The sequence below is a fragment of the Bacillus sp. Medicinal_06 genome (assembly GCF_056711665.1).
The window spans coordinates 271158-283694 of record NZ_JBWYHD010000006.1 but is presented as its reverse complement, the minus strand read 5'-3'; the positions used below and the strand labels follow the sequence as shown (position 1 = coordinate 283694).

Genomic DNA, 12537 nt, shown 5'->3' with positions numbered 1-12537 from the left:
AAAAAAATGATTGTAACAACAACTTCTACTATTCAGGGGAAAGAAATTATCGAGTATATTGATATTGTAAACGGCGAGGCAATTATGGGGGCAAATATCGTTCGCGATTTATTCGCTTCTGTTCGTGACGTTGTTGGTGGCCGTTCCGGTGCATATGAAAGTAAATTAAAAGAAGCACGTGATATTGCGATGGAAGAGATGAAATCTCTTGCGAAGCAAAAAGGTGCAAATGCGATTGTTGGCATTGATGTAGACTATGAAGTAGTTCGCGAAGGAATGTTAATGGTTGCGGTTAGTGGAACTGCTGTCCGTGTATAATGTAAAGCCGTGCTTGGTGCACGGCTTTTTTTGTATGGTTGTGTGTGTCGAAAGTTGTAGACCCGCCGATATTCTGCGTCGAAACGTTGATATATTCGAAAAATCGCTGATATATTTGAAGTTACGTTCGATATATTTCGAGAATCGCCGATATCTTGTGTTAAATCGCCGATATTTCTTGGGAAATGGCGAGAGCCTCGTCGATATATAGGGAAGACATTATAGTACTTCCTTGCAACTCCGAATTTTCTTCAATAACCTTTCATATTCTTACTCAAGAAGTGCAACGTCATTGTAGCGATTTGGCATGGAACTGCGTCCGATAAATTCCGTTAGTTTTGTTTGTAATCGCAATATTTGTCAAACCAATTATTGGTCGTTATTTTTAAAGTGTTCGTTATATAGTTTTACTTTTGCTAATGCTTCTTTATCCTTTGAAATTTCACGGGGCGCGTTGGCATCACCGATAATATAGCCTTCAAACGAAGAGCCGACAAAATCAAATATATACTGAAACTGTGCGATAAGCGGCAATGCTTTTAACTTTGGATTATCTCCTCCAACAATGACCACGTACATCTTTTTGTCTTTCATCTCTTCTTTAAAATGAAGGGATGTGTCACGTAAGCTTTGTGACCAACGATCAACGAAGTTTTTCATATACCCGCTCATGCCATACCAATATAGAGGTGTAGCGAAGATAATCGTGTCATGCTCTAGCATTTTTTCAATTAGGTGTTGATAATCATCATTTACAGGTTGAAATCCGTCAGCGTCATGACGTTGGTCTGTAATAGGGTGGACAGTATAATCTCGTAAGTAGACTTGCTCAGTATTGATGCCGTTAATCATCATATGTGTGAAGGCTTCTGTATTTCCATTTGGACGAGAACTTCCATGTATAACGAACATATAATCATCCCTTTTCTTTCGCTTGTTTTAGGAGTGAAACATGCTTTTGTAAATTCGTTTGGATAGTAGAGAGTAGCGAAATTTGCTTTGTTACTTCGGCTAGTTTTTCTTCATAAAGTGTAAGGATGCTACTGCATGGATTTTCGTATAAATGTGGTTCAATTTCTAAACAACGCAGCATTCGTGCAGTTTCTTCTAAGTTTAAGCCGAGTTGTAAGTACATTTGAATGAGTTCGACTTTTTCGATAGCTGTTTCGTTAAAATCACGATAACCATTTGCAAGGCGTTTAGAAGGTAATAAACCTTTTTCTTCATAATGTCTCAGTGAGCGTTCGCTTGCGCCAGTTCGCCTTGATAGTTCTCCAATTCGCACTCTGCTTCACCCCTTTCATATGTATTGTAAACCTTCACACTAATGTGAAGGTCAACTTTGTTTTTGTGCAAATAATTGAACATGATCTAAAAACACTTGAATGGCTTTAGAGTGGATAAAGTATTTACCGCGTACGATAGAGAAAGGACGGATGAGTTTTTCAGTTGGAACTTCGACATGGAATAGTTCGCCTGTTTGTAGTTCTTTCCTTACAGTCCAGTCAGAAAGGATGGCGATGCCAAGCCCGGCAGCAACAGCCTCTTTCACACTTTGAATGCTGCTAAAGGTAAAGAAGCGCTTCATTTTTAAATGATGATGATGGATAAAGCGATCGCTATAGGCACGTGTGCCAGAGCCAACTTCTCTCAGAACCCATACTTGATCTTGAAGGGAATCTTCGTTGATTGTATGTATGCTCAGAAGGTGGTGATTTGGTGGAACAACAAGTTTCATTTCATCTTCCATAAAGGTCTCTACATCTATATCAGTGTATATGACTTGACCTTCTACTAAGCCGATATCGATTTGGCCCGAACGAAGGCTTTGGAGAACTTCTTCTGTATTGGAGATGAGCGTATGTACTTCTACGAGTGGATTTTCATTGGCATAGCGCGCCAATATTTTCGGAAGTAAGTATTCACCAATCGTAAAGCTTGCGCCGATGCGAAGCGTTCCTGTAACAACATTATGTAGTTCGTTAATTTCTTGTTTTGCTTCTTCATAAAGAGATAGCATTTGCTTTGCATGGATATATAAAATGTTACCGGCCTCTGTCACTTGGACATGCTTTGGGGACCTCTGAATAAGAGTATTACCAAATTCGTTTTCTAAATTACGAATATGCATGCTGACGCCGGGCTGCGAAAGATTGAGTAGTTCTGCCGCGCGAGAGAAATGCTTTTGTTCTACGACAGTCACAAATATTTTTAAGATATCGACGTTCATTGTGTCCTCTCCTTTTTTTGTTTTTGGATAGCGGCAGAATGGCAAAGAGCGCCTTGTGTGCGGAAGAACCTTAGCTGGTTAGAGCTGGGCGAGCCGCTTCCGCTTTTCTAGTTTATCATAAGTTTTTCTGATGATTGAGATTGAATATTGGTATTAAACTTATCATTGAAACCCTTCTATAATGTAAATATAAAGAACATGCATGTTCCAATATGATTATTGGAGTGGTACGAAGTGGAACAAACACTTGTTATACAAAAGAAGAAGCGTCTCGGTTTTTCGCAAGGGATTGGAATTACGTTATTAATTGCCATTGCTGCGAAATATTTAGCGACGCTTCCGTTTTTAAATATTATGGGGCAATTAGTGATCGCTATTCTAATTGGGATGATTTGGAGAGCGATAATTAGTTTACCTTATGAAGCAACCCTAGGAACAAATTTCGCCAGTAAGAAGTTACTTCGCTTCGGAATTATTTTACTTGGAATGCGTTTGAATCTAGTTGATATTGCAAAGGCTGGGCCAAAAGTGTTAGTTATTGCAGCGATCGTTATTGTATTTACACTTGTTGTTGTATACGCACTAACACGTTTTTTTAAAGTAGATAAGACGCTTGGGATTTTAACGGCGTGCGGTACAGCGATTTGCGGCGCGGCTGCAGTCGTGGCAATTGCGCCGCAGGTGAAAGCAAAGGATGATGAAACGGCAGTTGGAGCAGCGATTATTGCTATTTTAGGTACGATTTTTACTCTCATTTATACGCTATTATATCCGATTCTCGGTTTATCTCCTTACGGTTACGGTGTATTTTCTGGAGCAACGCTGCATGAGATCGCCCACGTCATCGCTGCGGCCACACCAGGTGGGAGCGCATCTGTTGATATTGCGGTTATTGTAAAATTAACGCGCGTTGCGATGCTTGTACCGGTAGCGATTTTAATTGGTTTATGGTTTAAGCGTAGTGAAGGGAATGGGCAAAAAGGCCCTTGGTGTGATATTCCAATTCCATGGTTTATTTTAGGATTCTTGGCAATGAGTGCATTTCATTCATTAGGTATTATCCCTGAGGCAATTGCAGGATATATTGTAAGTATTGCTTATATGCTCATTGCGATGGCAATGGCTGGTCTTGGTTTAAATGTAGAGTTTACGACGTTCCGTAAATTGGGAAGTAGAGCGTTTGTAGCAGGATTAGTAGGGTCTGTTTGCCTTTCTATTCTTGGGTATATTCTTGTATATGCGTTAGGGTTTATGTAAGGGAGAAGAAGGAGACATAGTTGATATGTCTCTTTTTATTTTGTAAAGATATCTTTACTTATTTCTGGAAAATATTTATAATTAAAGTAAAGATATCTTTACTTTTAAAGGTGGAGCCTATGGGTGTAAAAAATAGAATTAAAGAACTAAGAAAGCAAAATTACATAACGCAAATTGAAATGGCGCAAGCGATGCAAGTGACGAGGCAAACGATTGTGGCAATTGAAAATCATCGTTATAACCCGAGTTTGGAATTGTCTCTGAAGATTGCGAAGTATTTTGAGATGAGGGTAGAGGAGATATTTACATTGGAATAAAGGAGTGAAAAGAGAATGAGAATGCAAGATGAGTATGAAAGACATCAATCGAATAAAGCTTTTAAATATTTAGGATTGTTTTATGCAATCAGTTTAGCGGTATGGGGTATGTATAATTTGATTGTTTACGGGAGTGCGGGGACGCCATTTATTCTTTTTGTGATTGGACAGTTTATATACTTTTTTGTGAACTATTGGCCGAAGTGGCAGTTTAGAAAAGTAGAAGAGAGTGAGTAGCGAGGTAAGTTTTACAAATAGATAAATAAAGGGGAAAAAGAATGGGATTAGCGGTTTTATGTGTGGTAGCGGCGTTATTTGCATTTATATGGGGTATGCAAAATTTTGTTCACAATCCAGTGCCGAGTATGCTTGTTGTGATTGGAGTTGTTGGATTATCGTATTATTTACTAGTATCAGCGCACTATCATAAAACAGCAACAAGCGTTTTAGTTGGTGTGATTGTTTTGACATGTGGACGTACAATTCAAAAAATATTATTCCCGTAAAAGCTGGTTCATTCATGTAATCAGCTTTTTTGCATTTTTTTACAAAAACACTTGAAAGTTACGTTACGTCATCTTTTACAATGAAAGAGGAAAGGGTGATGGGAATGATTTCGATTCAAGAACTTACAAAGGAAACAGGAGTTACAGTAAGAACGCTCCGTTATTATGATCAAATTGATTTGCTGAAACCGAGTGGGAAAACAGAAGGTGGACACCGTCTATATAGTGAAACTGATGTCATTCGGTTGCAACAAATTTTGTTTTTAAAAGAAATGGGCTTCTCGCTAAAAGAGATTATGAATATGCTAATGACAGATGAATTAAGTTTGAAAGAATCGTTGGCAAAACAGCTTAAATTTGTACAAGAAGAGCAGAAAAAATTTAATCGGATGGAAAAGATTTTGCAGGCTGTCGTGTATTCAGCAGAACTTGAAGGAGAGCTGGATTGGAAAATCATGTTTGAACTGATTCAACTTTCAAAACAGTCTCCTCGTATACGCGAAATGTTTCAAAAAAAGATATTTTCAGAGGAAGAACAAAAATTGCTGGGCAATTTGCCAAATATGAGTGAGGAAGATGAAAATGTTCGAGAATGGGTGGATGTATTCAAGGAATTACGCATCTTTATGAAAGAAGGAAAAGCTGCATCTCATGATGAAGTACAAGAGGCTACAAAAAGGTTAATGGAGAAGTGTATGGAGATGGCAAATGGCGATGAAGCATTTCTAGATAAATTGTGGGAAGTAAGAAAGTCAAAAGAAGATTCACAGAAGATGAATATGTATCCAATTGAAGAAGAGCTTCTAACGTATATGGATGAGGCTTTTCGTATATATGATGAGAGGGAGCGGGCGAAATGAGTTTACTTGCAGAATATCGTTGGTATTTCTTAATTGGAGCGGAAGTTGTATTTTGGGTATCAGCTATTGGATTTTTTTTACTACGTTATGGGTTTCGATTACGGAAAGCAAGTTTTATCATGGGAATTGTATTGCTGATTAATGAAGTATTTATTTTGACTTTAGGAGTTATTGACTATTATCACACAGGGAAGTTTTCTAATTTTCAAATTATAACCTTAGTGATATTACTTTACGCACTCTTTTATGGAAAAAAAGATTTGAAAAAATTAGATATACGCGTGCAGAAGCTTGTTGCTAAATGGCGAAATGAACCGATGCCTATTATTGAGGAGCCATTAGAAGTTACGGGCCGGGCTCATACGAAGCAGGAGCTTTGGGAGTGGATTTTACATCTTGTTTTGTTTACTGCCGTTCATATTGTATTTTTCTTTATGTATGGACTTGTTCCGGTTGAACAGTGGGGCGATTGGCTTGAAAAAGGTATTGTTTTAAATAAGGCGGCAAGTCGTATAAGTCAGATATGGGGCATTGTCCTTCTTATTGATACGATTATTACATTTTCCTATGTGTTTTTTCCGAAGAAGGAGAAAGGGAAAGAGAAGTCACTTTTATAAAATAAGAGTGACTTTTTTATTTGATAAAAGGTTGTGCTAGTAGTTATAAAGAATCTTTTACAGTGTATATAAATAACTTGAATAGGGGAGGGTGACGATCAGGAAAAGAACGAGTTTGATATATCTTTTTATAGTAAGTTTAGTAGCATGTTCACAGTCTAACAGTAAGATCGATGAGAAAAATGATGTGATTGCAAAAGGGCATGAAATTTCTAATTTACATAAGTTCGAGAAGTTCGTTACAAATGTTGAAAAAGGGGACAGAGATAAAATAAGGATTGTGAATTATACAGATGAAGGAGACCCAATCTTCCAAACGTTAGAATACGATGGAAAAGCAATTAGCTATTCTTTAGATAGTTCCTATGATAAATTTGCAGGTAAAGATGAGAGAATTTACTCTGATACTTGTAAAAAGGTAATAAAAGATATTCGTGAAGATATAAGGTATACGCTACATGATTGTAAGAAAGAGATTGATCATAATGGGTATCACTTGTTCAGTTTGCCAATAAAATAAATGAAATTAAAAAGGAAGGAACTTATATGAAGAGGGCTCCTTCCTTTTTCTATGTATATATTGTCGAAAACTTTACCGAATATCTGTTCGTTTTCTTGGTTTTTTTATGGGCATTCGTGGTAAAATGGGAATACAGATTTTTTACGAGGAGGTCGGTTTTTTGGAACATCAATTTGAAATTGTCTCTGAATACTCCCCGCAAGGTGATCAGCCAAGAGCGATAGAGCAGCTTGTAGCAGGGATTAAAAATGGTAAGAAACATCAAGTGTTGCTTGGAGCGACAGGAACGGGTAAGACATTTACGATTTCGAATGTGATTAAAGAAGTGAAGAAGCCAACACTTGTAATGGCTCATAATAAAACGTTAGCGGGACAGTTGTATAGTGAGCTCAAGGATTTCTTTCCGAATAACGCGGTTGAGTATTTTGTGAGTTACTACGATTATTATCAACCGGAAGCGTATGTACCACAAACCGATACGTTTATTGAGAAAGATGCACAAATTAATGATGAGATTGATAAATTGCGCCACTCCGCAACATCAGCTTTATTTGAACGTGATGATGTCATTATTGTGGCAAGTGTTTCTTGTATTTATGGTTTAGGTTCACCAGAAGAATATCGTGAACTTGTTGTTTCTTTGCGCGTTGGTATGGAGAAGGATCGTAATCAGTTGCTTCGTGAACTTGTTGATGTACAGTACGGCCGTAATGATATTGATTTCCAGCGTGGAACATTTCGTGTACGTGGGGATGTAGTTGAGATTTTCCCAGCATCACTTGATGAACATTGCATTCGAATTGAGTTTTTTGGAGATGAGATTGATCGAATTCGTGAAGTGAATGCCTTAACAGGTGAAGTATTAGCAGAACGTGAACATGTAGCAATCTTCCCGGCATCTCACTTCGTTACACGTGAAGAAAAAATGAAAGTTGCCATTGAAAATATCGAAAAAGAATTAGAAGAACGTTTAAAAGAATTAAATGATAACGGTAAATTACTAGAAGCGCAGCGGATAGAGCAGCGAACTCGTTACGATTTAGAAATGATGCGTGAGATGGGATTTTGTTCGGGGATTGAGAACTACTCCCGTCATTTGACGCTCCGTCCAGCGGGTTCAACGCCTTACACATTAATAGATTACTTCCCTGATGATTTCTTAATTGTTATGGATGAGTCACATGTAACGGTGCCGCAAGTAAGAGCGATGTATAACGGGGATCAGGCACGTAAACAAGTGCTTGTTGACCATGGGTTCCGTCTGCCGTCAGCTATGGATAATAGACCGCTTATGTTTGAAGAGTTTGAAGAGAAAACGAATCAAGTTGTGTACGTATCAGCCACACCGGGTCCATATGAACTAGAGCATACACCGGAAGTTGTGGAGCAAATTATCCGTCCGACGGGGCTTTTAGATCCGCAAATTGATGTAAGGCCAATTGAAGGACAAATTGATGATTTACTAGGAGAAATACAAGACCGAATTGCGAAAAATGAGCGTGTATTAATTACAACATTAACAAAGAAAATGTCAGAGGATTTAACAGATTACTTAAAAGATGTTGGGATTAAAGTGAACTATCTCCATTCTGAAATTAAAACGCTAGAGCGGATTGAGATTATTCGTGATCTTCGCCTTGGTAAGTTCGATGTGCTTGTCGGTATTAACTTATTACGAGAAGGACTCGATATTCCGGAAGTGTCACTCGTAGCGATTTTAGACGCGGATAAAGAAGGTTTCTTACGTTCAGAGCGATCTTTAATTCAAACGATTGGTCGTGCAGCGCGTAATGAAAATGGTCATGTAATCATGTACGCAGATCGGATCACGAAATCGATGAATATTGCAATTGAAGAGACAAAGCGCCGTCGTCAAAAGCAAGAAGCTTACAATGAGAAGCATGGTATTACGCCGAAAACAATTCAGAAAGAAGTGCGTGATGTAATTCGTGCAACAACAGCGGCAGAAGAAACAGAAGTATACGAAACAACGCCGGCTAAGAAAATGACGAAGAAAGAACGTGAAAAAACAATCGCGAAGATGGAAGCAGAAATGAAGGAAGCGGCAAAAGCACTAGACTTTGAGCGTGCAGCTGAGCTGAGAGATTTACTGCTAGAATTAAAAGCGGAAGGGTGAAAATAGTGAGCAAAGATTTTATCGTTGTAAAAGGTGCGAGAGCGCATAACTTAAAAAATATTGATGTAACCATTCCGAGAAATCAGCTCGTTGTTGTGACAGGTTTGTCTGGTTCAGGAAAATCATCATTAGCATTCGATACAATTTATGCGGAAGGGCAGCGCAGGTACGTGGAGTCTTTATCCGCGTATGCACGCCAGTTTTTAGGGCAAATGGATAAACCGGATGTGGATACAATTGAAGGTTTATCTCCTGCCATTTCAATCGATCAAAAAACGACGAGTCGTAACCCGCGTTCAACGGTCGGAACCGTGACGGAGATTTATGACTATTTACGTCTATTATTTGCACGTATTGGGACGCCAATCTGTCCGAATCATGGGATTGAAATTACATCACAAACGGTAGAACAGATGGTAGACCGTGTTTTGGAATACCCAGAGCGTACAAAATTACAAGTGTTAGCGCCGATTGTTTCAGGACGTAAAGGTGCACACGTGAAAGTATTAGAAGATATAAAGAAACAGGGGTATGTCCGTGTTCGTGTTGATGGAGAAATGCTTGATGTTTCTGAAGAGATTACGTTAGATAAGAATAAAAAGCATTCCATTGAAGTCGTAATTGACCGTATCGTTGTGAAAGACGGGATTGCGAGCCGTCTTGCCGACTCCCTTGAAAGTGCACTCAAACTTGGCGGTGGCCGTGTATTAATTGATGTGATTGGAGAAGAGGAACTGTTATTTAGTGAGCATCACGCTTGTCCGCATTGCGGTTTCTCAATCGGAGAGTTAGAGCCTCGTATGTTCTCTTTCAATAGTCCATTTGGAGCTTGTCCGTCTTGTGATGGGCTCGGTTCGAAATTAGAAGTAGATTTAGAACTTGTGATTCCAAACTGGGAGTTATCGTTAAATGGTCATGCGATTGCTCCTTGGGAACCGACTAGTTCGCAATATTATCCGCAATTATTGCAATCGGTGTGTAATCATTACGGCATTGATATGGATATGCCTGTAAAGGATATACCGAAAGATTTATTTGATAAAGTGTTGTATGGAAGTGGAGAAGAGAAGGTTTATTTCCGTTATGTGAATGACTTTGGTCAAGTGAAAGAGAGTGAGATTTTATTTGAAGGAGTTATTCCAAATATTGAACGTCGCTACCGTGAAACGAGCTCCGATTATATTCGTGAGCAAATGGAAAAGTATATGGCAGAACAAGCATGTCCGAAATGTAAGGGCGGTCGCTTAAAGCCAGAAAGCTTAGCTGTTTTTGTTGGCGGGAAAACAATTTCTGATGTAACAAAGTACTCTGTGCAAGAAGTGTATGATTTCTTCGATGTCATTGAACTAACAGAAAAACAGGAAAAGATTGCACGTTTAATTTTACGTGAAATTAAAGAGCGGGTAAGTTTCTTAATTAACGTAGGACTTGATTATTTAACATTAAGCCGTGCGGCGGGAACATTATCAGGCGGTGAAGCACAGCGTATTCGTCTGGCAACACAAATTGGTTCTCGTTTAACGGGTGTATTATATATTCTTGACGAACCTTCTATCGGCTTACATCAACGTGATAATGACCGTCTAATCCGTACATTGCAGGAAATGCGCGATTTAGGAAATACACTAATCGTTGTTGAGCATGATGAAGATACAATGATGGCTGCCGATTACTTACTTGATATCGGTCCTGGTGCAGGGATTCATGGTGGGCAAGTTGTATCAGCTGGATCACCAGATGAAGTGATGAATGATGATGATTCATTAACAGGACAATATTTAAGTGGTAAGAAGTTTATTCCGGTTCCACTTGAAAGACGGAAAGGGGACGGACGAAAAGTTGAGATTATTGGTGCAAAAGAAAATAACTTAAAAAATGCGAAGATGTCATTCCCCCTTGGTACATTTGTAGCAGTAACAGGTGTATCCGGTTCTGGAAAAAGTACAATGGTCAATGAAGTTTTATATAAATCGTTAGCGCAAAAATTATATAAAGCGAAAAGTAAGCCAGGCGCACATAAGGACATTAAAGGCCTTGAACATTTAGATAAAGTTATTGATATTGATCAATCACCAATTGGACGAACACCACGTTCAAACCCTGCAACATATACAGGTGTGTTTGATGATATTCGCGATGTGTTTGCACAAACGAATGAAGCGAAGGTACGTGGATATCAAAAAGGACGCTTTAGCTTTAACGTAAAAGGTGGCCGCTGTGAAGCTTGTCGTGGTGATGGCATTATAAAAATTGAAATGCACTTTTTACCAGATGTATATGTTCCATGTGAAGTATGTCATGGAAAACGTTATAATCGTGAAACGCTAGAAGTGAAATATAAAGATAAGAACATTTCTGAAGTACTAGGAATGACGATTGAAGATGGGGTAGAATTCTTTGCGAATATCCCGAAAATTAAACGGAAGTTACAGACGCTTGTAGATGTAGGACTAGGCTATATGAAATTAGGCCAGCCAGCTACGACATTATCGGGTGGTGAAGCGCAGCGTGTGAAACTTGCCTCTGAATTACATCGCCGTTCTACAGGACGTACGTTATATATTTTAGATGAGCCGACAACAGGTTTACATGCACATGATATTGCACGACTTCTAGAAGTACTGCAGCGTCTTGTTGAAAGTGGGGAAACTGTGCTTGTCATTGAGCATAATTTAGATGTGATTAAAACGGCTGATTATATTGTTGACCTTGGTCCAGAAGGTGGAGACAAGGGCGGACAAATCGTTGCTTCAGGGACTCCGGAGCAAGTTGTAAAAGAAGAGCGTTCGTATACAGGGAAGTATTTAAAAGGCATTTTAGAGCGTGATACAGCTCGTATGAAAGAGAAAATGAAAGAAGTTGAAGTAGGGAGCTAAGCCGATTTGGCTGGCTCCTTGTTTTAGTTTTGGGAAAGAACCAGTTTTAGCTTGATAGGTATACAAGTATGAAGAATGGAATAAGCTTTTATATGATTTTATTTTGTTTTTGCGCAATATAAGTGGTGGTTATGCATGGGTGGACGCTCTCTTCCCACAAAAAAAGAAAGGTATTATGTCGTTTTTTCAATTCATATATAAATCGATTCTGATTTTTAGCATACAAATCACGGCTGCGAAGTCAAAAAAGAGACTTCTGCTCATTTCCTCCTTCTGTTTTCACATGGCATGGGGCTAAAAAAGGCCCTGACCGCTGCTATGCATGGCTGGATGCTCTATTCTTACTAAAAAAGAAAGGTTTTGTATCGTTTTTTAAATGGTCACTTGGCGTTTCCTAGCCATTAGCGTATGATTAAGTATATATGTCAAAAGGATGTGTAAGAAAATGAGATGGATTCTATCACTTCTTGTGAATAGCGTCGTGTTAATTGTTGTATCAGGTCTTCTGAAGGGAATTGCACCAGACGCATTTTACATAGAAAATATACAAACAGCAATTATTGCGAGCATTATTTTAGCGATTTTAAATGTGTTTGTAAAACCGTTATTAATTTTAATTACGTTGCCGATTACGGTACTGACATTTGGATTCTTCCTAATCGTGATTAATGCAATTACGTTAAAAATAACAGATTCATTATTAGGTGATGCTTTTAATATATCGGGATTTGGTGTAGCAATTATTGCGGCAATTTGTATTTCTATTTTTAATATGCTGATTGATAAAGTGATTGTAGAGCCATTATCTGAAAAGAAATAGAAAAGTGACAAAAAGAAAAACATTTCATGAACTCCATGAAATGTTTTTTTTTATTTAATAGAAACCACATTTCTTGTTT

The 12537-nt window shown here is 38.4% G+C and carries 14 protein-coding genes; 11 read left to right on the top strand and 3 right to left on the bottom strand.

Annotation, left to right across the window (positions count from 1 at the left end):
* Positions 1 to 6 precede the first annotated feature (6 nt).
* Positions 7 to 318, top strand: a complete 312-nt coding sequence (locus tag AC1M36_RS16820) for a heavy metal-binding domain-containing protein (protein ID WP_174101036.1) — start codon at positions 7 to 9, stop codon at positions 316 to 318.
* A 369-nt stretch (positions 319 to 687) separates the two neighbouring features.
* On the opposite strand, the gene AC1M36_RS16815 is transcribed toward AC1M36_RS16820, so the two are convergent.
* Genes AC1M36_RS16815 through AC1M36_RS16805 form a run of 3 tightly spaced genes read right to left on the bottom strand, consistent with a single transcriptional unit; the run spans position 688 to position 2548 of the window.
* Positions 688 to 1230 carry a flavodoxin family protein gene (locus AC1M36_RS16815; RefSeq protein WP_336451662.1) on the bottom strand — a complete coding sequence of 181 codons (543 nt, stop codon included), beginning with the start codon at positions 1228 to 1230 and terminating at the stop codon, positions 688 to 690.
* Positions 1231 to 1234: 4 nt separating this feature from the next.
* The gene (locus AC1M36_RS16810) at positions 1235 to 1603 is read right to left on the bottom strand and encodes a MerR family transcriptional regulator (RefSeq protein WP_479846051.1); all 369 of its coding nucleotides are present in this window, start codon (positions 1601 to 1603) and stop codon (positions 1235 to 1237) included.
* Positions 1604 to 1654: 51 nt separating this feature from the next.
* Entirely contained in the window at positions 1655 to 2548 is an 894-nt protein-coding gene (locus tag AC1M36_RS16805) for a LysR family transcriptional regulator (RefSeq protein WP_336451664.1), read from the bottom strand.
* Between the two features lie 234 nt (positions 2549 to 2782).
* On the opposite strand from AC1M36_RS16805, the gene AC1M36_RS16800 reads away from it, so the two are divergent.
* The 10 genes from AC1M36_RS16800 to AC1M36_RS16755 all read left to right on the top strand — a co-directional run bounded on the left by AC1M36_RS16800 (position 2783) and on the right by AC1M36_RS16755 (position 12458).
* Positions 2783 to 3805, top strand: coding sequence for a YeiH family protein (locus AC1M36_RS16800; protein ID WP_479846050.1), 1023 nt, complete (start codon positions 2783 to 2785; stop codon positions 3803 to 3805).
* Positions 3806 to 3924: 119 nt separating this feature from the next.
* Positions 3925 to 4122 carry a helix-turn-helix transcriptional regulator gene (locus AC1M36_RS16795; protein WP_336451666.1) on the top strand — a complete coding sequence of 66 codons (198 nt, stop codon included), beginning with the start codon at positions 3925 to 3927 and terminating at the stop codon, positions 4120 to 4122.
* A gap of 21 nt (positions 4123 to 4143) precedes the next feature.
* Entirely contained in the window at positions 4144 to 4359 is a 216-nt protein-coding gene (locus tag AC1M36_RS16790; protein WP_336451714.1) for a hypothetical protein, read from the top strand.
* A 41-nt stretch (positions 4360 to 4400) separates the two neighbouring features.
* Positions 4401 to 4628, top strand: coding sequence for a hypothetical protein (locus AC1M36_RS16785; RefSeq protein ID WP_336451667.1), 228 nt, complete (start codon positions 4401 to 4403; stop codon positions 4626 to 4628).
* 104 nt (positions 4629 to 4732) lie between these two features.
* Entirely contained in the window at positions 4733 to 5488 is a 756-nt protein-coding gene (locus tag AC1M36_RS16780; RefSeq protein ID WP_336451715.1) for a MerR family transcriptional regulator, read from the top strand.
* The gene (locus tag AC1M36_RS16775) at positions 5485 to 6105 is read left to right on the top strand and encodes a hypothetical protein (protein ID WP_336451668.1); all 621 of its coding nucleotides are present in this window, start codon (positions 5485 to 5487) and stop codon (positions 6103 to 6105) included. The genes AC1M36_RS16780 and AC1M36_RS16775 overlap by 4 nt, the downstream gene beginning before the upstream one ends.
* A gap of 91 nt (positions 6106 to 6196) precedes the next feature.
* Positions 6197 to 6625: a DUF4362 domain-containing protein gene (locus tag AC1M36_RS16770; RefSeq protein WP_336451669.1), complete on the top strand. Its 429-nt coding sequence runs from the start codon at positions 6197 to 6199 to the stop codon at positions 6623 to 6625.
* Between the two features lie 160 nt (positions 6626 to 6785).
* Positions 6786 to 8762: an excinuclease ABC subunit B gene (gene uvrB / locus AC1M36_RS16765; RefSeq protein WP_336451670.1), complete on the top strand. Its 1977-nt coding sequence runs from the start codon at positions 6786 to 6788 to the stop codon at positions 8760 to 8762.
* A gap of 5 nt (positions 8763 to 8767) precedes the next feature.
* On the top strand, positions 8768 to 11638 hold the full coding sequence (gene uvrA, locus AC1M36_RS16760) for an excinuclease ABC subunit UvrA (protein ID WP_336451671.1): 2871 nt from the start codon (positions 8768 to 8770) through the stop codon (positions 11636 to 11638).
* 445 nt (positions 11639 to 12083) lie between these two features.
* Positions 12084 to 12458 carry a phage holin family protein gene (locus AC1M36_RS16755; protein WP_336451672.1) on the top strand — a complete coding sequence of 125 codons (375 nt, stop codon included), beginning with the start codon at positions 12084 to 12086 and terminating at the stop codon, positions 12456 to 12458.
* The last annotated feature ends 79 nt before the right edge of the window (positions 12459 to 12537 follow it).

Excerpts from the sequence above, each read along its gene's own strand:
- AC1M36_RS16815 (WP_336451662.1), bottom strand. The coding sequence starts at position 1,230 with ATGTTCGTTATACATGGAAGTTCTCGTCCAAATGGAAATACAGAAGCC.
- AC1M36_RS16795 (WP_336451666.1), top strand. The coding sequence starts at position 3,925 with ATGGGTGTAAAAAATAGAATTAAAGAACTAAGAAAGCAAAATTACATA.
- AC1M36_RS16775 (WP_336451668.1), top strand. The coding sequence starts at position 5,485 with ATGAGTTTACTTGCAGAATATCGTTGGTATTTCTTAATTGGAGCGGAA.
- AC1M36_RS16820 (WP_174101036.1), top strand. The coding sequence starts at position 7 with ATGATTGTAACAACAACTTCTACTATTCAGGGGAAAGAAATTATCGAG.
- AC1M36_RS16785 (WP_336451667.1), top strand. The coding sequence starts at position 4,401 with ATGGGATTAGCGGTTTTATGTGTGGTAGCGGCGTTATTTGCATTTATA.
- AC1M36_RS16755 (WP_336451672.1), top strand. The coding sequence starts at position 12,084 with ATGAGATGGATTCTATCACTTCTTGTGAATAGCGTCGTGTTAATTGTT.
- AC1M36_RS16790 (WP_336451714.1), top strand. The coding sequence starts at position 4,144 with ATGCAAGATGAGTATGAAAGACATCAATCGAATAAAGCTTTTAAATAT.
- AC1M36_RS16780 (WP_336451715.1), top strand. The coding sequence starts at position 4,733 with ATGATTTCGATTCAAGAACTTACAAAGGAAACAGGAGTTACAGTAAGA.
- AC1M36_RS16805 (WP_336451664.1), bottom strand. The coding sequence starts at position 2,548 with ATGAACGTCGATATCTTAAAAATATTTGTGACTGTCGTAGAACAAAAG.